This is a genomic window from Hymenobacter humi (assembly GCF_042665855.1).
Classification (GTDB): Bacteria; Bacteroidota; Bacteroidia; order Cytophagales; family Hymenobacteraceae; genus Hymenobacter; species Hymenobacter humi.
In genome coordinates, this window is sequence record NZ_JBHTEK010000001.1 from 2,347,167 (window position 1) to 2,366,853 (window position 19,687).

Genomic DNA, 19,687 nt, shown 5'->3' on the forward strand with positions numbered 1-19,687 from the left:
TGGCATGCCCTTGGTGTTGAACAGTGTGTTCAGCAGCGGCCACTACCGCTGCCCACGGCCTGAGCCAACCCGAGGCCGAACAGCGGCTGGCCCGCTACGGCCCCAACAGGCTGGCCGAGAAGCCGCCCCGTTCGGCGTGGCTTAAGTTTATCGACCAGTTCAAAAACGTACTGGTGCTGGTGCTGGTCGGGGCCACGGTGCTGGCCGCCGTCATTGGCGACGTGCAAGATGCCCTGGTGATACTCGTCGTGGTGTTGTTCAACGCTGTGCTGGGCTTTTATCAGGAGCACCGGGCCGAAGCGACCCTGGCTGCCCTGCGCCAGATGCTGGCCCGGCACGCCCGCGTGCGGCGGAACGGGCAGACGCTGGAGATTGACGCCGAGCAGGCGGTGCCAGGCGATGTGGTGCTGCTGGACGCCGGCGACCAGGTGCCCGCCGATGGCCGCGTGCTGGCTGCGCACAACGCCGAAGTGGCCGAAGCTTCTCTCACCGGCGAGTCGCAAGCCGTGGGCAAACAGGCCGCCGCCCTGCCCCACGCCGAGCTGGCGCTGGCCGAGCGGGCCAACATGGCCTACATGAACACGGTGCTCACCCGCGGCCGCCTGGAGCTGGCCGTGACGGCTACCGGCATGCGCACCGAAATGGGCCGCCTCAGCGGCCTGCTGGAGGCCGCGCCCGAAAGCCCCACGCCGCTGCAGGTGCAGCTCAATGCCCTGGGCAAGCGCCTGGCCGGCATCGCCGGGGTGGTGGTGGCCCTGATTTTTGTGCTGGGCCTGTTGCGGGGCGACTCGCTGGTGCACACCAGTCTGACCTCCATTGCCTTGGCGGTGGCGGCCATTCCCGAGGGGCTGCCGGCAGTGGTCACGGTGATACTGGCCATCGGCATGCACCGCATGGCCCGGCACCAGGCCATCGTCAAAAAGCTGTCGGCCGTAGAAACGCTGGGTTCCACCACGGTTATTTGCTCGGATAAAACCGGCACGCTGACGCTCAATCAGATGACGGCCCGGAAGCTGTTCTACCAGGGGCAGAACTTTGACGTGAATGGCGAAGGCTACGCTGCCACCGGCACGATTGAGCGCGAGGCCGGCGGCCCTCTGCCCGACTTTCGGCCCTTGCTGCTGCCGGCGGCCCTGTGTTCCGATTCCCGCATTCATGAGGGGCAGCTCCTTGGCGACCCTACCGAGGGGCCTTACTGGCACTCGCCGCCAAAGGGGGCCTCGAACCAGCCGCGGCCTCGGCGCGCAGCCCCCGCACGGCCGAAATCCCGTTCGATTCGGCGCACAAGTTCATGGCTACTTTTCATCGGGAAGGCGAGCAGGTGCGCATGCTCGTGAAGGGGGCCCCCGATGCGCTGCTGGCACGGGCCACCCGCTGGCTGAGCGCCGCGGGCGAAGCGCCGCTCGACGAGCCCGCCCGGGCCGTTTTTGAGGCGGCAAACGGGGCCTTTGCCGGCCAGGCGCTGCGCGTGCTGGCCGTGGCCGGACGCGTCATTCCAGCCGTCGAATTCAACCCCGCTGCCGACCTGATGGCCTGGGCTCATGAACTGGTGCTCATTGGGCTGGTGGGCATCATCGACCCGCCCCGGCCCGAAGCCCGCGAGGCCATTCGGCTATGCCAGCAGGCCGGCATTCAGGTCAAGATGATTACCGGCGACCACCGCCTCACGGCCGCTGCCATTGCCCGCGCGCTGGGCCTGGAAGGGGCCGTGCTGACCGGAGCCGAGCTCGACCAAATCGACGTGGCCGAGCTAGCCCGGCACATCGAAGCAACGGCGGTGTTTGCGCGCGTGGCCCCCGAGCACAAGGTCAAGATTGTGCAGGCCCTCAAGGCGCGGGGCCACGTGGTGGCCATGACCGGCGACGGCGTGAACGACGCGCCGGCCCTGAAGAATGCCGACATCGGCGTGGCCATGGGCATCACCGGCGCGGCCGTGACCCGGGAGGCGGCCACGATGGTGCTCACCGACGATAATTTTGCCACCATCGTGGGCGCGGTGCAGGAGGGCCGCACCATCTACGACAACATCATTAAGTTTGTCCGCTTCCAGCTTTCCACCAATATGGGGGCCATCGCCACCATGCTCGGCGCGCAACTGCTGGGCCTGCCCACCCCATTCACGGCCGTTCAGCTCCTGTGGGTTAACATCATCATGGACGGCCCCCCAGCCATGACCCTGGGCCTGGAGCCGGCCCGGGCGGGCATTATGCAGGAGCCCCGCGCCGGGCCGATGAGCGTATTTTATCCCTGCCTCGCTTCACCCGGCTGCTGCTCTACGGCATCGTTATGGCCGTGGGCACCCTGGGGCTGCTGCACTACGCGCTGGAGCGCGGCCAGGCCTACGCCCTGACCCTGGCTTTCACCACGTTCGTGCTATTTCAGTTCTTCAATGTGTTCAATGCCCGCGCCGAGCACCATTCGGCTTTCAACCAGCATTTCTTCAGCAATGGCAAGCTGTGGGTGGCCCTGGGCCTGGTGGTGGGCTTGCAGGTGCTGGTGGTCCATTGGCCCCCGGCCCAGGCCATCTTTCAAACCACGGCCCTGAGTGCGCCCGATTGGGGCCGCGCCGCCGCCGTGGCTTCCGCCATTCTGCTCCTGGACGAAGCCCGGAAGCTGGTCGTGAAGGGCTTTACGAAGTAGCGGAATGGGGCTAGTGCAGCGGCCGCTTCTTAATGATACCGCCCTGGGCATCGTCGATGCCGTATTGAATGATGAAGGCCTGCGGGTCGATGCGCTGCACTTCGGCCCGCAGGCGCGGCAGCTCGAGGCGCGTGACCACGGTGAAGACGATGTCGCGCAGGGCGAGCTGGTCGCCGCGCTTGCCGTACCCGGATTTGCCCTGGTACAGCGTCACGCCCCGGCCCAGCCCGGTGGTGATGGCCAGGCGAATGGCCTCGCTGTGCTCCGACACGATGGTGACGCCCGTGTACTGCTCGATGCCGTTGAGCACAAACTCCATCACGCGGGCGGCGGCAAAGTAGGTAATCATGGAATACAGGGCCGACTCGGTGCCCAGGATGAACACCGCCGCCGAGAAGATGACCAGGTTCAGAATCAGGATGATGTCGCTGACCTTGAGCAGCACCAGGTGGCGGCTCACGAGCAGGGCCGCGATTTCGGTGCCGTCGAGCACGGCGCCGCCCCGCATGGCCAGCCCAATGCCGGCCCCGATGAAGACGCCCCCGAACACGGCCGTCAGCAGCGGGTCGGGCGTGACGTCGGGAAACGGCACCAGGGCCAATACCAGGGCCAGCCCACCGATGCCAATGGCGCTGCGCAGGGCAAAGCGGCGCCCCATCTGGCGGTAACCCAACGCCACGAAGGGCAGGTTAATCACCAGAATGAGAACAGCCAACGGCAGCTTTAGCGCTGCCGCGAGCAGCATCGAAACACCCGTGACGCCGCCGTCGATAAAATGGCTGGACAGTAGAAACGCCTTCAGCCCAAAGGCCGCTGAAACGACCCCGGCAATGATGAAAGCCGCGTTTTGCAGCTCGGAGTTTGGGTCGTTGATGTTGGAGGCGCGAGTAGCCGTAGTCATAGTGCGGGAGGGCAGAATTGGGGAAAGCCCGGGCTTTCGGACCGAGGCAGAAAGTGTTGCGGCCCATCAGGGAAACTGCCCCGCCCATGCCTGAGCACGGACGCGGGGCGCCTGGGAACTAGTCTTCCTGCGACAAAATAAGCACGGCGTACGGCGCGATGCCAATGCTGCCGTGCCAGCCGTAGCCGTCGTACTCGCCCTCGTGGGCTTCGATGCCTAAGCTTCCGTGGTCGGAGAATTCGCCGTCGTAGCCCCGCCAGTCGCTGTTGAGGCGCACGTGCCAGTGGCCGGGGCCGGGCAGGCCAATGGTGTAGGCCGCGTGGGTTTGGTTGGCGAAATTGGCCAGCACCACGGTGGTATCGCCGGGGCCGCCGTCATTGGCCCAACGGGCAAAGGCCACCAGCTTGGCGTCGTTGTTCACGTGAAACACGCGGGTGTGCTGCCCGCTCAGGCCTCGGGTGTGGCCGCCGGCGTTGCGGCGCAGCGCAATCAGGTCGCGGTAGAGGTGCACCAGGCCGGGGCGGGCGGCCACGTGCTCCCATTGCAGGGGCTCGGTATCGACAAACGCCCCATCGGCCAGAAACTCCTGGCCCTGAAACAGCATGGGAATGCCCGGGGCCGTGAGCACCAGGGCCGCGCCCAGCGTCGCGCGCTTTTGGGAAACCAGTGGGCGGCGTCGCCGGGCATGATTTCCTCGGGCACGCGGCTTTTGCCGTTGGCCACCTCGTCGTGGCTTTCGGTGTAGATGACGCGGCGGAAGGCGTCGTCGTTGTAAGTCTGGGTGAGGGCCTGGGCCACGGCCAGCATGTCGCGGTCGGCGTCTTCGTGGGCGGTCAGGGCTTTCACCACGGGTACACGAAGGAGTTGTCCCACTGCGAGTTGAAGCCCTGGCCGCCGGTGGCCACGCTGTCGGTGATGCGCGAATTGCTGCGCATGTCCTCGGCGATGGTGATTTTCCAGGGCATGGTCTGGTCGATTTCCTCGTTTATCCAGCGCATCAGGCTCCAGCCGTCGGGCAGGTCGGCGCCGGGGTCTTCCTCGCCGTGCACGTTGCGCACGAAGGCAATGGCGTCCATGCGCAGGCCATCCACGCGGTAGTCGTGCAGCCACATCAGGGCATTGTCGCGGATGTACTGGCGCACCTCGGGGCGGCCGTAGTCGGGGCGGTTGTGGCCCCAGGGGGTTTCGGCGCGCCAGTCGTTGTAGAAGTAGATGCCGCCGCCGTCGTTTATGCTCCAGCCGTCGAACTGCCAGAGGTCAAGGTCGCCGGGCCCGAAGTGGTTGTACACCACGTCGAGCACCACCGCGATGCCCAGGCTCGTGGGCCTTCTTCACCATTTCCTTGAAGGCCACCGGCCCGCCGTAGTCGCTTTCCAGGGCAAACGGGTTGGCCGGATTATAGCCCCACGAGCGGCTGCCCGGAAACTCGGTGGCCGGCAGCAGGCTCAATGCAGTTGATGCCCAAATCGCGCAGGTACGGCAGCTTCTCGGCCACGCCCAGAAAGGTGCCCACGCGGTCGGCATGGGGGGCGTTGAAGGTGCCCACGTGCAGCTCGTAAATCACCAGGCTCGTTCCAGGGCGGCATCTGGAAATTGTCGTCGCCCCAGTCAAAGTGCGGGTCGTGCACCACCGAGGAGCCGGCAGAGTTGGTTACCTGCCGGGCGTAGGGGTCGTTGCGGTCAAACGCGTTGCCGTTGTGCCTGATGTGGTATTTGTACTCGTCGCCGGGCCGGGCGTCGGGCACGTCGACGGCCCAGTAGCCGTCGGCCTCGTGTTGCAACGGGTGTTTGGTGGGCTTCCAGTCATTAAACGTGCCTACGACGGAGACGGCATCGGCGTGCGGGGCCCACACCCGGAACGTGGTGCCGGCCGCGTGGGGCACGGCGCCCATGCCCGGCTGCGGGGCCGAAGGAAGCGAGGTAACTTTTTTCTTGAGGGAGACTTTGGGGGCCGCGGTGGCGCGGATGGGGGTGGAAGGGGCAGGCATGACAAAGAGAAATCCGCGCTGCCCGGAGTGCCGAAAATGCGGCCGATGCTGGACAGCACGTAGCTCAACAATACGAGACTCGCTGTTTTTTGGCTATCTGGCGCCTAACTGCTTCAGGTGGAAGGCCGTGGAGGTGCTCGGCTGAGCCCAACCATGACCCGGCTGCGGGCGGGGCGCCCGCGCGGGCCGTGCTCCGCTTTTTTGCCGACTTTCGGGCATGAAAGCCGAGACCCCTACGCCTGAAGCTCAGGACCGCACCACGCTTTTTAACCGCCGGCACCCGCGGCGGCAGCTTGCCAAAGCCCTCGGGCATTTTGGGCCGGCCCTGGTGCTGGTGAGCGGGGTAGCGCCCATTCTTTCGGGAGCCGAGCCCTTCACCTTCATGGCCGGCCTGGAGCTGGCGGCGGGCGCCGCCTATCTCGCCCTGATGGTGCGCGAGCCTGGTGCACCTGCGGCACAACCCGTTTCATCAGGAGCAGGTGGCGTGGCTGGAGCTGGCCGCGGCGGCCATACTGGCCCTGGAGAGCTACCACATCTGGCACCGCCACCACGTGGCCGAGCCTGGCCGGGGCCCCGCACCGCCTGCACGTGTTGCCGTGGCTCTACGCCGCCGTGGCGTGCATGTACGTGGTGCTGTCCTTGCGCATGCGGCAGCTCGCTAGCCGCTTGTACCTGCACCTGCACGGCGATGGGTTTGCTGTGCGCACGGGGCAGCTCGGTAGCGCGCACCACGTGCGCTGGGCCGACGTGGCGGCCGTGGAGCCGGCCGGGCCCACGGGGTGCTCATCCGGCGCCTCGACGGGCAGGAGCATCGCATTGCCTTCGATAGGCTGCACGACGGCCCCGCCCACCGCGACCGGCTGCTGGCACACGCCCGGCAGGCAATGAAGGACGCCTCATAAAGAATTGAGCTAAAGATACTTGTGGGCAATAACGGCAGCCACTGCCGCGGCGACCAGTGCGATAATTTTGGAACGCCATGAGCAAATTGGGCGGCTTGCGTGTTCTTTGCCCATTGTTCATTACCCCTTTTGTTAGATGCGCCGTCCCAAACCCGTCATTTTTGGTCTTTATGGCTGGTCGCCCGAATACGGCTTCCGGTATATCCACCCCGCCAACCGCCGCTCGTTTGAGCTGCTGGAGCCCGTGGGCAAACTATTTGAGAAAATCAGCGAAGACGAAGAAGGCGAGTGGGTCACGATTCGCTACGACGAGCAGCAGTTTCTGGTGCGGCCAGAGCTCTTCAAAGAGATTTACCACCGGCCCAAGTTCAGCTTCGGCGATTCGGTGGAGGAAGTGACGCCCGCCCCGGGCCAGTACCGCCACTTCGGGCAGGTGTCCGACGTGTTCTGGGACGAAGCCACCGACACGGCTTCCTTTCAGATAGTGGAGCGCAAGCGCAAGCTGCCGCGCGTGTTCACGGCCGCCGAGCTCCGCGCCGACTAGACGCTGCGCTTAATTAGGAATGAGGAATGAGGAATGAAAGTGTGTCATGCTGAGCTTGTCGAACCGAAGGTCGGCGTAGCCAAGCATCTCGCGTGCAGCACGAACCCAATCGTCTGTCATGCTGAGCGGAGCATCTTATCAGGCCAGCACGAATTGTTGAACCGTGAGAAGATGCTTCGCTCCGCTCAGCATGACAGACGGCGCGGGCGAGATGCTTGGCTACGCCGACCTTCGGTTTGACAAGCTCAGCATGACGTTCTTCTGCTCACTGCTCACTGAGGTCAAGCGCTATTTCAGCCCAACGGCAATGCCGCCGACTACGCTGGCGATGCCCAGCAAAATGAGCAGCGCGTATAGGGGCCACACAAACTTCAGCCACTGGTCGAAGCGCACGCCACAGGCCGCGAGCATGGCCATGAGGGTGCCGTTGGTGGGGGTGATGAGCTCGCAGAGGCCGGCGCCGTACTGAAACGCCAGCACCATAACCTGGCGCGACAAACCAATGAGGTCCGAGAGCGGTGTGAGCAGCGGCATGGTGAGCGTGGCCTGGCCGCTGCCGCTGGGCACGGGCACGTGCAGGGCCGTTTGCACGGCCATCATTCCCAGCGCAGCAAACGTGACGGGCAAATGCGCCAGCGGCGTGGCCAGGCCGTTGACAATCGTATCGACGATGCTGCCCTGCTCGAGCACCACGAAAATGGCCCGCGCAAAACCAATGAGCATGGCCGAAAAGGCAATGTCGCGGAAGCCCTGCACGAAGCCCTCGGCGGTGCCGGTGGCGCCCAGCCCGCCCAGCAGCCCGGCGCTCACGCCCAGCACGAAAAAGAGCGCCGACATCTGCTCAAAATCCCAGCCCAACTTCAGCACGCCGTAGGCAAACACGGCGAACGTGACCAGCAGCAACAGCAGCACCAGGCCGTGGCGGCCGGCGCCACGCTGGTCGGCAGCCACGTCGGCGGTCGTGATTTCGGGCGCGATGCGGTGGCGGGTCGCATAGCGCACGGTGCCCACTATCCAGACCGTGACGGCCACGGCCAGAAACGCCAGGCGCCAGCCCCGCCCGAGAGCAGCGGCAGTTGAGCCAGCTTCTGCGCGATGCCCACCTGAAACGGATTGATTGGGCTGAACGAGGCGCCCACAAAGGCCGCCCCTGCGCTGGCCGCCACGGCCGTGAGCGTGGGAAAGCCCAGCCGCCGCATGAGCACCAGCAGCACGGGCACCAGCGGGATGATTTCCTCACCCATGTTTTCCAGGGCGCCCATGGTGGCAAACAGCAGGCACACCAGCGGAATCACGACCACCTCGCGGCCGTGGGCTTTGACGAGCAGCCAGTCGACGCCGTGGCGCAGGGCACCGGTCTGGTCCACGACTGTGAAAGCGCCGCCGGCCAGGAAAATGAGGAACACCACGGCGGCCGCATCGGCCAGGCCTTTGGGAATGTCTACCACCATCTCGAGCGGGCCCACGGGCGTGGCGGGCACGCGGTGGTAGGAACCGGCCACCACCACGTCGCGCCCGGTGGCGGGGTCTTTCTGGCGGTCGAAGCGGCCGGCCGGCAGCACGTAGCTCAACGCCGCGGCCAGTATAATAAAACCCACCAGTAGCACCAGCGGGTGAGGAAAGCGAAAGGTGTTCATGGCACAAAGTAGGGCGGCTACGCACGAACTTTGCAAAACCACCGTTGCGCCCCCATGACCATTGCCGACTTCAAAGCCTTGCACCAGCGCCGCCAAGCCGAGCACCTCGCCCGGCACGGCCACCGCCTGGCCGAGCGCCAGGAAGACAGCTTCGACCTGACGCTGTACGCCGTGGAAGGCTTTTACGCGGAAATCTGGCGGAGCCGCGGCGAGGAGCAAATCCTCTTCATCCACGTGTTTCAGAAGCCGGCCGGGCTCGGCGACTACCTTCGCCTGGTGCAGCTCCCGACCAACTTATAGGTCCTTGCGCCGCCCCGGGCTGCTGCCGCCTTAAAGCGCGCCGACCACGGCGCTCCACGCCACGAACAGCCCAATAATCGCCAAGCCGGCCCAATGCCAAATGGGCGCCGAAACGCCCTCTTTGAGCTCCTGGGCCGCGCCGCGTACTTCCAGCGGCATGTTCTGCTGCTCCCAGGCGCTCAGGCAATGCGTGCATTGGGCCACGGCGGGCTTGCCGATGGGGAACAGCGGAATCCAATACACGTGCGCGTACCGGCTGAATACGCTTAGCTGCAGGGTTTCGGGGACGGTGCAGGTAGGGCAGGTGACGGCGGGCAAGGGCTCGGTGCGCACGTGAGCACCTTTGGTTCCGAAAATAATCATGGAAGAGTAGGAGTGGGTCGAGAGGCAAAAGGGATAAAGTGGGGCGGTAAAAATAGGAGCAAATTGGAATAAAACCAGGGACTTACGCGTGATAATTGCTTGGTAAATTACTTATTCAAATAATCCAGCCAACGCGTGGCACATGCTACCTTGGCCGCATGAAACGCATCTTGCCGTGGGCCTTCGCCTTGCTCAAATTCGTGTCGGGCTATTTCCTCATCAGCCCGGTGTATGAGCTGCAGCGCGACGAATACCTCTACCTCGTGCAGGGCCAACACCTGGCCTGGGGCTACCTGGAAGTGCCGCCGCTCATCGCGGCGCAGGCCTGGGCGGCGCTGGCGCTGGGCGGGGGCGAGGGCTGGGTGAAGTTCTGGCCCTTTCTGTGGGGCGCGGCCACGGTGTATGTGGTGGTGCGGCTGGCCGGGCGGCTGGGAGGCGGCTGGTTTGCCCAGGCCCTGGCGGGTACCTGCTACCTGGGTTCGGCTTTCGCCCGGCTCAATATTCTGTTTCAGCCCAACTCGTTTGAGGTGTTTGGGTTTGTGGCGTGCCTGTATGCTTTGGTGGGCTACATCCAGGAGCATCGGCCGCGCTACCTATACGCTATGGGGCTGTGCCTGGGGCTGGGCCTGCTCAACAAGTACACCACGCTGTTTTTTATTGCGGCGCTGGGTGGCGCGCTGCTGCTTACGCCCCAGCGCCGGCTGCTGCTCCAGCGCCACTTCTGGGGCGCGGCGGGGCTGGCGCTGCTGCTGTGGTTGCCCAACGTGGTGTGGCAGCTGCGGCACGGCATTCCGTTTTTGCACCACATGGCCCTGCTCAAGCAAAGCCAGCCTGGTGCACGTGGAGCCGGCCGATTTTTGAAAGCCCAGCCTGCTGATGTGTTTGCCGGCCACCTGGGTGTGGGTGCCCGGGTTGCTGGCCCTGCTGCTGGGGCACGACTTCAGGCCGTACCGGGCTGTGGGGCTGGTGGCGGTGCTGGGCGTGGGGCTGCTGGCCGTTCTGCACGGCAAGGATTATTACGCCCTGGGCTACTACCCGGTGCTGTTTGCTTTTGGGGCGGTGTGGTGGGAGCAGCGGTTGGCCCGGGCCGGCCGGCGACCGCAAGTGGCCCGGGCGCGTTTTGGGTGGACCAAGGTGCTGCAGCTGGCCATGGTGCTTTTCCCGCTGGCATTCCTGCTGTTTTTCCTGCCGCTGATGTCCCCGGTGCGGAGCCCTGCCACCATGGCCGCGCTGCGCCCCGCTATGCCCACCTGGGCATATACCGGTGGGAAGACGGCCAGCAGCACGCCCTGCCCCAGGACTACGCCGACATGCTGGGCTGGCGCGAGCCTGGCCGACAAAACCTGGGCCGCCTACCAAAGCCTGCCCGATTCGGTGCGCGCCCACACCCTCATCTTCTGCGCCAACTACGGCCAGGCCAGCGCCATCAACTACTACAACCGGCGCCGCGCACTTCCCATAGCCAATAGCTTAAACGGCAGTTATTTATTCTGGTACCCGACGCTAAACCACCACCGGGCCATCATCATCGTCGACGACGAGCCCGACGACCAGCTGGCCCCGCATTTTGGCGCCTACCGTCGCTTCGGGTCCGTTACCAACCCCTTTGCCCGGGAGTGGGGCACGCACATCACCATCGGCCTGCTGCCCGACAGCACCGTGCAGGCCCTCGTGCGCCGCGAATGGCGGGCCGCCCTGAGCCAGTGGGAGGGCCCGGCCAGGTAAAAAGACAAAACTCATATCGCGGCCTGGCCCAATTCTAGCCCAGCGCCGCTTTCACGGCGAAGGGGAATTCGGCCACACTTTCCCACGGGCCGTTGCGGTAGGCCCACAGGTGCAGCCCGGTCCCCACGGCTCCGAAGGGAGCAAAATCGGCCTGCAGGTCGGCCAGCAGCTGCCGGGCTTCGGCGGGGTCCACCTTGTTTTGAACGGTGATGTGGGGCTGCAGCTTCTGCTGGTCCTGCGGCGTAAGGGAAGGTCCAAACGTGTGCTGCAGCTGCCGGTGCAGGGCCTGCAGCTTAGGGTTTTCGAGCACGAAAGCCACGCCCCGGCCCAGGAAGCGCAGCCCCGTCACCTGGAGCGGGAGCTCCGTATGGGCCAGGCTGCAGGTGCGCAGCTGCTCGCACACGGCGTCCAGCTCCGGGCCAGGCAAGTGATGAAAGAGCGTGAGGTGGGCCTCCAGATAGTTGATTTTGGGTGGGAAATGCCGGCGGCGGAGGGCGTTGAAATACGTCTGGGCCGCATCGTCGAGCGTGAGCGTGAGGATGAGCGGGGCAGCAGCAAGGTAGGACATAAAGCAGAGCGAAAGCGAAGCGGAACAGGTACGCAGATTTAGCTCAATTCGTCGGTTTTTTCTGCTTTATCATGCAGGTAAGAGCTTGGCTTGCAAATGGCTAAAAACCGATAAAATCAATTAATTAGAAGCAGTACGAAGGACTGTATCTGACCTGAAAAACGTTGGTAAAATATCCGTCACTTACCCGTTTTTATGCTCACTGCCGGCTCTCAGGTTTCCCTTTCCGACACCTTGCTTACCGACCAGCCGGCTTCGGTCTCGGCCCCGCGCACGCATTCGGCCAAGCTGTGGCTGCCCCAGCGCGTGGTGTTCACTCCTGATGCCCTGGACGAAGAGTTCGGCCAGCAAATCCTGGCCCGCGTTTCAACCCAAAACCTGGAAGTTGAGCTGCTGAAAAGCAACCGCCTCACCGGCCTGCGCCAGGACGACGTGCGCGCCACCTACCGCACCGCCAAAAACACCCTGGCCATCGTGAAAGCGCCCGCCGGCGCCCTGCGCCTGCAGCCCACCCCGCCATCGGCCGACTGGCAGCTCAACATGGCCGAAGGCTGCCCCGCGCATTGCCAGTACTGCTACCTGGCCGGCTCGCTCAGCGGCCCGCCCGTGGTGAAGGCCTTCGCCAACCTGCCCTGCTGGCCAACACCGCCACCTACGAGCAGCCCGGCCGCGTGGTGAGATTCGAGGCCGCCTGCTACACCGACGTGCTGGGCATCGAGCACCTCACCGGCAGCCTGGCCGAGGCTGTGCGCCACTTCAGTACCCGCGAAGGCGCCCAGCTGCGCTTCGTGAGCAAGTACGACCACATTGGGCCGCTGATGGGCCTGGCCCACCACGGCCGCACCCGCGCCCGCTTTTCGCTCAATGCCGAGCCCGTGGCCCGGCGCCTGGAAGGCGGCACCGCCTCGGTAGAGGCGCGCATGCAGGCCCTGCGCCGGCTGGCTTTGCCGGTGGCACTCGGGGGCGGGGGCTACCCCGTGGGCGTGGTGCTGGCGCCCATCATGCCCATTCCCGACTGGCAGCAGCACTATACCGAGCTGCTCGACCGCCTGCAGCAGGCTCTCGATTTCGATTGCGACCTGACCATGGAGTTCATCACCCACCGCTTCACGCCGGGCTCGAAAGACGTGCTGCTGCAGTGGTACCCCAACACCAGCCTCGACCTGGCTGAGGAAGGCCGCGCCGTGAAGCGCAACAAGTTCGGCGGCCTGAAATACGTGTACCAGCCCGAGCAGATGAAAGCCATGAAAGCCTGGTTTTACACCGAGTGGCAGCGCCGTTTTCCGGCCGCGCCGGTACAGTACTGGACGTGACGCTGCGTTTAATGAAGAATGAGGAATTGGGCGAAGAGTGGCGGTTAACTCCCCTCCTTAGTTAAGGAGGGGACGCCGCAGCTTCAGCTGCGGCTGGGGTGGTTGCGCTCGTTGAACGACTCGCGGCAGAACCGCTGGGCCGGACTCGTTCGGGTATGGTTCAACGACGCAACCACCCCACTCAACTTGACAGTTGAGCATCCCCTCCTCAACTGAGGAGGGGAATTGACCGCCTCACCTCATTCTTCATTAAAACAACGGTCCGGTCTACATTTACCGGATGCTTCCTTACACCCTCGTTATTCAGCACGCTGCGCAGGTGCTTACCCTGGCCGGTGGCCCGACCGACCGCCCACTGGCCGGGCCCGACCTTGGCAATTGGACCGTCATCGAGCACGGCTACGTGGCCTGCGTGGGCGATAAAATAGTGTCCGTGGGGCCGATGGCTGAGCTCAACCTGGCGCACATTGGCCCCGAAACCCGTCTGCTCGATGCCTCTGGCCGGGTGGTGATGCCCGGCCTGGTGGAGTGCCACACCCACCTCGTGTTTGCCGGCAACCGGGCCGATGAGTTTGAGCGCAAGCTGCGCGGCGAATCCTACCTCGAAATTCTGGCCGGCGGCGGTGGCATTCTGAGCACCGTGCGGGCCACCCGCGCCGCTACCGAAGCCGAACTGCTGGCTAATGCCCTGCACCACCTCGAGGGTTTTCGGCGCTACGGCGTGACCACCCTGGAAGCCAAAAGCGGCTACGGCCTCGACCGCGACACCGAACTGCGCCTCGTTCGCGTGGCCCGCGAAGCCGGCCGGCAACAGCCCGTGCGGGTGGTGCCCACCTTCCTGGGGGCCCACGTGGTGCCGCCGGAATTTAAAGACGCCGGGCCGCGCGCCTACGTCGATTTTATCCTGCGCGAAGTGCTGTCGGACCTGAAAGGGGAAGCCGCTTTTGTAGACGTTTTCTGTGAAGAAGGCGCTTTTCCGCTGGCCGTGGCGCGGTATTTCCTGGAGCAGGCCCACAAAATGGGGTTTGGGCTGAAAATCCACGCCGAGCAGTTGCACGACCTGGGCGGCTGCGAAATGGCGGCCGAGCTGGGCGCCACCAGCGTGGACCACTGCGACTACCTCACGCCCGAAGCCGCGGCCCGCATTGCCCAGCAAAGCCAGGGCCGCACCGTGGCGGTGCTGCTGCCCCTGGTGCCGCTGTTTCTGCGGCAGGAGAAGTTCGCGGCGGGCCGGGCGTTCATCGACGAGGGCCTGCCCGTGGCTTTGAGCACCGATTTCAACCCCGGCTCCTGCCCCAGCAAAAACCTGTGGCTGGCCCTGTCGGTGGGCTGCTTGAAAATGGGGCTCACGCCCAAGGAAGCCGTGGCGGCCGTCACGCTCAACGCGGCCTGGGCCATTGCCCAGGCGCACGACTGCGGCAGCCTGGAGCCCGGCAAGCGCGCCGACGTGCTGGTGCTGAACGTGGGCAGCGTGGCCGAAATCCCGTACTGGCTGGGCGAAAACCCGGTGCGCGACGTCGTGATTGGTGGCAACGTATTGTAACGGCAAAGGCATTATCTTATTCCCGCAGGTGTAATTCCCAGGCTACCTCAATTGATAGGAAGCCCCGAATAACACCCCAGCCCCAAGTAAGTAGCGGGACTGCAGGCCCGAGCCGGATTCGGTTAGGGAAGTGAGAAACCGCGTAACCGTGGGTTGAGCCATCAGGTCGAGGCGCGAGGCCACGCGGTAGCGCAGGTCCAGCCCGGCGCTTACGCTCAGGCTGAGCGGGCGGTAGGGGCTGCCGCTGCTGCTCCAGGCGGTGGGGGCGGTGTCGGTGCCGGCGCTGTTTCCGCCCAGGTACCAGGCCGCATCGACCCCCGTTACCACGCCGTAGCGCAGCCGTTCCCGGGCCGGGCCCAGGGTGTAGCCGACCCGCACCGGCACCGTGGCAAAACGGTAGGTGTCCCGCTTGGTGTAGCTGGGAAGGTTCGGGTTTATATTTTGAGGGATTGAGTAAGAGCTTTTAAGCTGGCGCTGCCCCAGCCCGGGTAGGTGTTCTGGCTAGCGTATTCCTGGTAGCCCAAGCCGCCGCTCACGCTCCAGCGCCCGGTGAGCACCCGTTGAATTTGCAGCTGCACGCCGAAGCCCATACTGGCTTTTTCCTGGGCTGCCAGGCGGCTGCCCCAGGAATCGTAAGGCAGCGAATTGGTGCTGGGAATTGGGTAGCCCGGGCTTGAGGAGTTGGCTTGGGCGGTTCCCAACTGCCGGTGGGTGAGGGTAGGCCCTGCCATTACCTGCGCCGCCCAGCGCGAAGGCGCTGCCGGATGCGAAAGCATAGAGTCCGAACTCACCAGCAAATCCGGCCGGTTGAAGGACGGCGTAGCTACCTCAACCGGGCGCATCACCAGCAAGCTGGTCGAAACCGCACTGGCATCGGTTCCGGAGGTGCCCGCAGCAGTTGCGGCACCCGATGCAGCCGTGGCGCTGGTCAGGGTTTCCTTTCGGAAGCCCGCCGGTGCCCCGGGAGTAGGCCGCACCGCCGCGATTGCGCTGGCCGATTGGCTAGTAGTAGTTGGACTTTTTGAATCAGTCAGGCTGGACGCAGGGGATTGATACCCCGTAACCGCAGAGGCTACATGTCCGGACTGCCGCGATAGGCGTTTTGTTGTGCTTGTCGCCGGCGTTCCCGGTTCTGGTTGGGCGTGGCGGGCCGGTCGGATTCCGTCAAATTGGCCAGCCGGCAATCGAACCGGCCTTCTCCGCTTTGCAGCCGCAGCCAGCCCCGCTGAGAAAGTCCCGCCGCTCACCATTTCTGGCGAAGCTGGAGAATGCGTGCTGGTAGCTGCGATAGCGCCTGCTGAGAATTGCTCTGCTGATGTAAGTGGCACTTGTGGTGCTTCTGTCTTATTCTCAGAGTCGATTGCGGAAGGTGTTGCAGTGGAGACTACTGCCGCGCTAGTGGCTGGCTCGTGTATGCTGGCTGCTTCCTGCGAACCTGCTGCTCCGTTTGGGCGCGCTCCGTTTCCGGCCTGAGCCAGCCTGGCCTTGGCGGGTAGTGACCTGGCCGGGGCCGGCTGTGCGCCACCATTGCCAGCCGGCCCCGCCGGCTACCAGAAGCAGCAGGCCCACGAGTAGCACCGGGTTCCAGCGCCGGCGCCGCCGCAGCCTGGGCTGGGCCACCGGCGCCGGGAGCTTCGCCCGAATGCCGGCCCACAGCTGCGCCGGCGGCTCCTGGCCGTAGTCGGCCAGCCGGTCGCGCAGGGCATCGTACAAGTCGTCGGGTTTGCGGTGGGTCATGGCAGTTGCGGGGAATGGTGGGCCTGGGCCGTCAGGCGGGTTTCGAGCAGCCGGCGGGCCCGGGCCGCCTGCGATTTGGAAGTGCCCTCGGCAATGCCCAGTAGCTCGGCGATTTCCTGGTGCGAGTAGCCCTCCACGGCGTAGAGGTTGAGCACGGTGCGGTAGCCGGGCGGCAGCGTGGCCAGCAGAGCCAGCAGGTCGGAGGCGGCGAGCTGCTCCAGCGCCGAAGGCTCGGGGCTGGGTAGGTCGGTGGCCAGGCTCGTCGAGGTCGGCGCCCGGGCCGGGGTGGCGCAGGCGGTGCTGCTCCAGGGCATGGAGCGAGGTGGTCACGGCAATACGCCGGGCCCAGGCCTCAAACGGACCCTGGCCCCGGTATTGGTCGAGGCGGGTAAAGATTTTAACGAACGTGTTTTGCAGCGCGTCCTCCGCCTCGGCCCGGCTGGGGCAGTAGCGCAGGCACACGCCCATGAGCAGGTACGCCAGCCGCTGGTAAAGCCGGTGCTGCGCCGCCGATTCGCCGCGACGGCATGCCGCCAGCAGCGCCTCATCGACCGGGGCAATGGGAGGCGGCATGGAGAAGTGTGATAGAAGGCGGGCTGTACAGCACCCGCCTGGTAAAGGCCTGACCGGCGCCAGGCCGGAGCGGTTGCATGGCCCCTAAATTATTTTAAAATTTCTGCCAGTGCCGCCGCCAACTGTTCCCGGCAAAGACGCTTTGCCGTATTCTTGCTCAGAATTACGCCGCCAACCTCATCCCGCTCCTTCCCGTGATACGCTACTTCCACGTCGACGCCTTCGCCCAAAACCCTTTCACGGGCAACCCCGCCGGCGTGTGCCCGCTCGAAACCTGGCTGCCCGCTGAGCACATGCAGCAAATTGCGGCCGAAAACCACCTGGCCGAAACCGCCTTTATCGTGCCGCGCGCCGGCACCGCGGCCGAGTACGACATCCGCTGGTTTACGCCCACCGTCGAAATTGACTTGTGCGGCCACGCCACGCTCGCCTCGGCCCACGTCTTGTTTGCCCACCTCGGCTTTGCCCAGCCCAAGGTGGTGTTCCACAGCCAGAGCGGCCCGCTGGAAGTCTCGCGCGAAGCCGACGGGCGCCTCACCCTCGATTTTCCCTCACGTCCGCCCCGCCTGCTGGCCACGCATCCCACCGGCCTGGTCGATGGCCTGCGGGCCACGCCGCTGCAGGTGCTGGCCGCCCGCGATTTGCTGGCCGTGTTCAGCTCCGAAGCCGAAGTGCGCGCCCTCAAGCCCGACTTTGCCCGCATTGCGGCGCTCGAATACGTGGGCGTTATCGCCACCGCGCCGGGCACCGCGGCCGATGGCCTTGATTTCGTGTCGCGCTTTTTGCCCCCGCGTGGGCGTGCCCGAAGACCCCGTTACGGGCTCAGCCCATAGCACGCTGATTCCGTATTGGGCCGAAAAATTGGGCAAAAATGAGCTGCGCGCCCGCCAGATTTCGCCCCGCGGCGGTGACCTCTGGTGCCGCCTGCGCCACGACCGGGTCGACATCAGCGGCTACGCCGTGACGTATTCGGTTGGCCAAATTATGGTGTAGATTTTAGGAGCTGACTACTAGTGCCCATTCCAAAGAGCCCATTTCAATAGGCCGTCATGCAGAGCGCAGCGAAGCATCTTTACCGCGTAACTAATCATAATTACTACTGCGGTAAAGATGCTTCGCTGCGCTCTGCATGACAGACGTTTTGCCAGCACCGGTTTGAATAGGAGCAAGGGCTTCGCATTGCTTCGGCCATTTCAGCTCAACTTCCAGCCCAATTACTTGCGCTCGTACTTGGGCATGTGGATGCCTTTATCCGGGGCGGGGGCGTGCCTACGTAGAAGGGGAAGCTGTTGGTCGACACGCTGCCTTTGCCGTCGTAAACGTTCACCAGCAGGCGATAAGCGCCGGGCGAGGTCGGTGTATGTATCAGGGCAGTCGGCCCATTGGCCTCGCGGATGGCACTGGGAATGGCTTCCGGCGCCGTGCGGCTCTGCGGCAGCGTGTGAAACTCGTCCACATCGCGCGTTACCTTCCAGTCTATGCGCAGGGAGTCGCCGTCGGGGTCGGAAGCCGGGATGGTAGCCGGGTAGTCAGCATTGGGCTTTAAGGCGACGTTATCGGTGTCAAACTTGTTGTCCAGTCGGATGGCGCCGACCTGCGGGGCCTGGTTTACCGGTTTTTTCCGGTCCACATCATCTCAATCATGTCCACGAGGGCCGTTTTTTCGCCCGTGGGGGCAAACATGCTCAGCCACATGTCGGTCTGCTCAAAACGGTTGCCCCAGTACAGCACATAGGAGCCCAGGCACCGCCCGCGGTTGCCTTCAATTGTGGACACGTAGCCGTTGCGCAGAAAGGCTGCCTTGGCCGAGCCTGCTTTGGTCGAGGGGGCGTCCCAGCCGGTTTCGGGGGCTTCCCACCAGCCGCGGCCCCCAAACTCGCCGATGATGAAAGGACCATGCCAGCCCGCGTCAATCATGCGCTTGGGCTGAATGGGCATTTTCTGGAACACGTTGACGGTGAGCACGTCGATATCGGGGCACAGGTGCGCAATGGCGGGGATGGAGTACGTACCGTCGGTGATGGTGGTCGTGACGGGGTGGTTGGGGTCCAGCTTGTGAATCATCTGGGCCGTCTCGTTCACAATCTGGTACACCTTGAAGTCGCCGGTGTGGTTGTCCAGCTCGTTGCCCAGGTTCCACATCAGCAGGGCCGGATGGTTTTTGAAGCGCATCACCTGCTTGTACACCTCGGCCTGCTGCTCGGCCACGGCCTTGGGGTCGTAGTAGTCGAACTTCTCATAGGGCGGCTTCATCCACAAGCCAAACATGACGGTGAGGCCCTCGCGGTGGGCCTGGTCCATGAGCACGTCGGCGTAGTTGGGGGTATAAATCCGCACCGAGTTGCCGCCCTTTTCCCGCACCTGGTTGAAGTACTGCACGCCGGCGGCCCTTTTATCAGATACGGCTTGCCATCCCGCTGCAGTTCATAGCCGCCGGCGGTTTGCACCACCCGCACGGGCACCACGCCCTCGGCCGGGTGCAGGGGCGTAATTGTTTCAACTACCGCTTCGGGGGCAGGGTGGCAGCCCACCACCTGTGCGAGCGCAAGGAAAAGTGAGGCTACGACTGCTTTATTTTTGAAAACGAAATATGTCACTGAGGGTAATGGTTTTAGCAGCAGTACGGTTTGCCTTAAAAGCTTCTTGGATTCCAAATGCTGAATTATACAACGCGGCTTATACGTTCGAAGGTCAAAAATAATTAACCATCCGGGGCGGCATTGTTAGATTTGTTTACGTTAGAAGGCGCAAATTCTAAGAAAGCGCTGCTTTTTTATAAGACCAAGACCGCGGGCTGCTGATATATCGTATCGTTATAAAGTTGCGCAAGAGCATCTATCAATTTTAAATCATCTGCGCGAGCAGTTTTAATGGAAAATCTACCGGTCTCAAAAACTCTACCCGCCGAAGTATTAGAGGAGCCGCAACTCAACGAAGCGCTACAACCCAACAG

The 19,687-nt window shown here is 64.2% G+C and carries 25 protein-coding genes and 4 pseudogenes; 13 read left to right on the forward strand and 16 right to left on the reverse strand.

Going from position 1 to position 19,687, the window contains the following annotated elements; translation table 11 throughout:
- Positions 1-23 precede the first annotated feature (23 nt).
- Together ACFQT0_RS13120 and ACFQT0_RS13125 are read left to right on the forward strand one after the other, a co-directional pair.
- Positions 24-1,337, forward strand: coding sequence for a cation-translocating P-type ATPase (locus ACFQT0_RS13120; RefSeq protein WP_380203345.1), 1,314 nt, complete (start codon positions 24-26; stop codon positions 1,335-1,337).
- Positions 1,247-2,640: pseudogene (locus ACFQT0_RS13125) on the forward strand (cation-translocating P-type ATPase); the annotation flags it as partial. The gene ACFQT0_RS13120 and the pseudogene ACFQT0_RS13125, both read left to right, overlap by 91 nt.
- Positions 2,641-2,650: 10 nt before the next feature.
- Here ACFQT0_RS13125 and ACFQT0_RS13130 read toward each other — a convergent pair.
- The 6 genes from ACFQT0_RS13130 to ACFQT0_RS13155 all read right to left on the reverse strand — a co-directional run bounded on the left by ACFQT0_RS13130 (position 2,651) and on the right by ACFQT0_RS13155 (position 5,529).
- Complete coding sequence (locus ACFQT0_RS13130; protein WP_380203347.1) at positions 2,651-3,541, reverse strand: YitT family protein; 891 nt, start codon at positions 3,539-3,541, stop codon at positions 2,651-2,653.
- Between the two features lie 118 nt (positions 3,542-3,659).
- A complete protein-coding gene (locus ACFQT0_RS13135; protein WP_380203349.1) occupies positions 3,660-4,052 on the reverse strand; it encodes an alpha amylase C-terminal domain-containing protein in 393 nt (130 codons plus the stop codon).
- On the reverse strand, positions 4,031-4,387 hold the full coding sequence (locus ACFQT0_RS13140; protein ID WP_380203351.1) for a hypothetical protein: 357 nt from the start codon (positions 4,385-4,387) through the stop codon (positions 4,031-4,033). The genes ACFQT0_RS13135 and ACFQT0_RS13140 overlap by 22 nt, the downstream gene beginning before the upstream one ends.
- Positions 4,384-4,845 carry an alpha-amylase family glycosyl hydrolase gene (locus ACFQT0_RS13145; RefSeq protein WP_380203353.1) on the reverse strand — a complete coding sequence of 154 codons (462 nt, stop codon included), beginning with the start codon at positions 4,843-4,845 and terminating at the stop codon, positions 4,384-4,386. Before ACFQT0_RS13145 ends, ACFQT0_RS13140 begins: the two co-directional genes overlap by 4 nt.
- Positions 4,799-4,990: a hypothetical protein gene (locus ACFQT0_RS13150; protein ID WP_380203355.1), complete on the reverse strand. Its 192-nt coding sequence runs from the start codon at positions 4,988-4,990 to the stop codon at positions 4,799-4,801. The genes ACFQT0_RS13145 and ACFQT0_RS13150 overlap by 47 nt, the downstream gene beginning before the upstream one ends.
- Positions 4,987-5,529, reverse strand: coding sequence for a GlgB N-terminal domain-containing protein (locus ACFQT0_RS13155; protein WP_380203357.1), 543 nt, complete (start codon positions 5,527-5,529; stop codon positions 4,987-4,989). Before ACFQT0_RS13155 ends, ACFQT0_RS13150 begins: the two co-directional genes overlap by 4 nt.
- 443 nt (positions 5,530-5,972) lie before the next feature.
- On the opposite strand from ACFQT0_RS13155, the gene ACFQT0_RS13160 reads away from it, so the two are divergent.
- The 3 genes from ACFQT0_RS13160 to ACFQT0_RS13170 all read left to right on the forward strand — a co-directional run bounded on the left by ACFQT0_RS13160 (position 5,973) and on the right by ACFQT0_RS13170 (position 6,975).
- Positions 5,973-6,191, forward strand: a complete 219-nt coding sequence (locus tag ACFQT0_RS13160) for a hypothetical protein (protein WP_380203359.1) — start codon at positions 5,973-5,975, stop codon at positions 6,189-6,191.
- Positions 6,121-6,417: a hypothetical protein gene (locus ACFQT0_RS13165; protein ID WP_380203361.1), complete on the forward strand. Its 297-nt coding sequence runs from the start codon at positions 6,121-6,123 to the stop codon at positions 6,415-6,417. Before ACFQT0_RS13160 ends, ACFQT0_RS13165 begins: the two co-directional genes overlap by 71 nt.
- Before the next feature lie 150 nt (positions 6,418-6,567).
- Positions 6,568-6,975, forward strand: a complete 408-nt coding sequence (locus tag ACFQT0_RS13170) for a DUF6960 family protein (protein ID WP_380203363.1) — start codon at positions 6,568-6,570, stop codon at positions 6,973-6,975.
- A 288-nt stretch (positions 6,976-7,263) separates the two neighbouring features.
- On the opposite strand, the pseudogene ACFQT0_RS13175 reads toward ACFQT0_RS13170, so the two are convergent.
- Positions 7,264-8,612: pseudogene (locus ACFQT0_RS13175) on the reverse strand (YfcC family protein).
- Between the two features lie 54 nt (positions 8,613-8,666).
- Here ACFQT0_RS13175 and ACFQT0_RS13180 point away from each other — a divergent pair.
- A complete protein-coding gene (locus ACFQT0_RS13180; RefSeq protein ID WP_380203365.1) occupies positions 8,667-8,912 on the forward strand; it encodes a hypothetical protein in 246 nt (81 codons plus the stop codon).
- Positions 8,913-8,942: 30 nt separating this feature from the next.
- Here the strand turns inward: ACFQT0_RS13180 and ACFQT0_RS13185 are convergent, their stop codons facing one another.
- Positions 8,943-9,275, reverse strand: a complete 333-nt coding sequence (locus tag ACFQT0_RS13185; RefSeq protein ID WP_380203367.1) for a hypothetical protein — start codon at positions 9,273-9,275, stop codon at positions 8,943-8,945.
- A 158-nt stretch (positions 9,276-9,433) separates the two neighbouring features.
- On the opposite strand from ACFQT0_RS13185, the gene ACFQT0_RS13190 reads away from it, so the two are divergent.
- Both ACFQT0_RS13190 and ACFQT0_RS13195 read left to right on the forward strand, forming a co-directional pair.
- Positions 9,434-10,744, forward strand: coding sequence for a glycosyltransferase family 39 protein (locus ACFQT0_RS13190; protein WP_380203369.1), 1,311 nt, complete (start codon positions 9,434-9,436; stop codon positions 10,742-10,744).
- The gene (locus tag ACFQT0_RS13195) at positions 10,650-11,000 is read left to right on the forward strand and encodes a hypothetical protein (protein ID WP_380203371.1); all 351 of its coding nucleotides are present in this window, start codon (positions 10,650-10,652) and stop codon (positions 10,998-11,000) included. Before ACFQT0_RS13190 ends, ACFQT0_RS13195 begins: the two co-directional genes overlap by 95 nt.
- Positions 11,001-11,034: 34 nt before the next feature.
- Here ACFQT0_RS13195 and ACFQT0_RS13200 read toward each other — a convergent pair whose 3' ends face one another.
- Positions 11,035-11,568, reverse strand: a complete 534-nt coding sequence (locus ACFQT0_RS13200; RefSeq protein ID WP_380203372.1) for a 2'-5' RNA ligase family protein — start codon at positions 11,566-11,568, stop codon at positions 11,035-11,037.
- Between the two features lie 195 nt (positions 11,569-11,763).
- Between ACFQT0_RS13200 and ACFQT0_RS13205 the strand changes: the two genes are divergently transcribed.
- From ACFQT0_RS13205 to hutI, 3 genes are all read left to right on the forward strand, one after another.
- Entirely contained in the window at positions 11,764-12,246 is a 483-nt protein-coding gene (locus tag ACFQT0_RS13205; protein WP_380203373.1) for a spore photoproduct lyase family protein, read from the forward strand.
- Entirely contained in the window at positions 12,240-12,881 is a 642-nt protein-coding gene (locus ACFQT0_RS13210) for a spore photoproduct lyase family protein (protein ID WP_380203375.1), read from the forward strand. Before ACFQT0_RS13205 ends, ACFQT0_RS13210 begins: the two co-directional genes overlap by 7 nt.
- Before the next feature lie 280 nt (positions 12,882-13,161).
- Entirely contained in the window at positions 13,162-14,424 is a 1,263-nt protein-coding gene (gene hutI, locus ACFQT0_RS13215) for an imidazolonepropionase (RefSeq protein ID WP_380203377.1), read from the forward strand.
- 42 nt (positions 14,425-14,466) lie between these two features.
- Here the strand turns inward: hutI and ACFQT0_RS13220 are convergent, their stop codons facing one another.
- From ACFQT0_RS13220 to ACFQT0_RS13240, 5 genes and pseudogenes are all read right to left on the reverse strand, one after another.
- Positions 14,467-14,808 (reverse strand): hypothetical protein, encoded by a 342-nt coding sequence (locus ACFQT0_RS13220; RefSeq protein ID WP_380203379.1) that lies wholly within the window; start codon positions 14,806-14,808, stop codon positions 14,467-14,469.
- Between the two features lie 50 nt (positions 14,809-14,858).
- Entirely contained in the window at positions 14,859-15,401 is a 543-nt protein-coding gene (locus ACFQT0_RS13225) for a hypothetical protein (RefSeq protein WP_380203381.1), read from the reverse strand.
- A gap of 418 nt (positions 15,402-15,819) precedes the next feature.
- Entirely contained in the window at positions 15,820-16,161 is a 342-nt protein-coding gene (locus ACFQT0_RS13230) for a hypothetical protein (RefSeq protein ID WP_380206166.1), read from the reverse strand.
- The gene (locus ACFQT0_RS13235) at positions 16,158-16,475 is read right to left on the reverse strand and encodes an RNA polymerase sigma factor (RefSeq protein WP_380206013.1); all 318 of its coding nucleotides are present in this window, start codon (positions 16,473-16,475) and stop codon (positions 16,158-16,160) included. The genes ACFQT0_RS13230 and ACFQT0_RS13235 overlap by 4 nt, the downstream gene beginning before the upstream one ends.
- A 40-nt stretch (positions 16,476-16,515) precedes the next feature.
- Positions 16,516-16,623, reverse strand: a pseudogene (locus ACFQT0_RS13240) (RNA polymerase sigma factor); the annotation flags it as partial.
- Here ACFQT0_RS13240 and ACFQT0_RS13245 point away from each other — a divergent pair.
- Together ACFQT0_RS13245 and ACFQT0_RS13250 are read left to right on the forward strand one after the other, a co-directional pair.
- Positions 16,573-16,746: a hypothetical protein gene (locus tag ACFQT0_RS13245; protein ID WP_380206167.1), complete on the forward strand. Its 174-nt coding sequence runs from the start codon at positions 16,573-16,575 to the stop codon at positions 16,744-16,746. The pseudogene ACFQT0_RS13240 and the gene ACFQT0_RS13245 overlap by 51 nt on opposite strands.
- Positions 16,747-16,991: 245 nt before the next feature.
- Positions 16,992-17,727: pseudogene (locus ACFQT0_RS13250) on the forward strand (PhzF family phenazine biosynthesis protein).
- 205 nt (positions 17,728-17,932) lie between these two features.
- Here ACFQT0_RS13250 and ACFQT0_RS13255 read toward each other — a convergent pair.
- Positions 17,933-18,364 (reverse strand): hypothetical protein, encoded by a 432-nt coding sequence (locus ACFQT0_RS13255; RefSeq protein WP_380203383.1) that lies wholly within the window; start codon positions 18,362-18,364, stop codon positions 17,933-17,935.
- Complete coding sequence (locus ACFQT0_RS13260; RefSeq protein WP_380203385.1) at positions 18,343-19,113, reverse strand: glycoside hydrolase family 2 TIM barrel-domain containing protein; 771 nt, start codon at positions 19,111-19,113, stop codon at positions 18,343-18,345. The genes ACFQT0_RS13255 and ACFQT0_RS13260 overlap by 22 nt, the downstream gene beginning before the upstream one ends.
- Positions 19,114-19,687 lie beyond the last annotated feature (574 nt).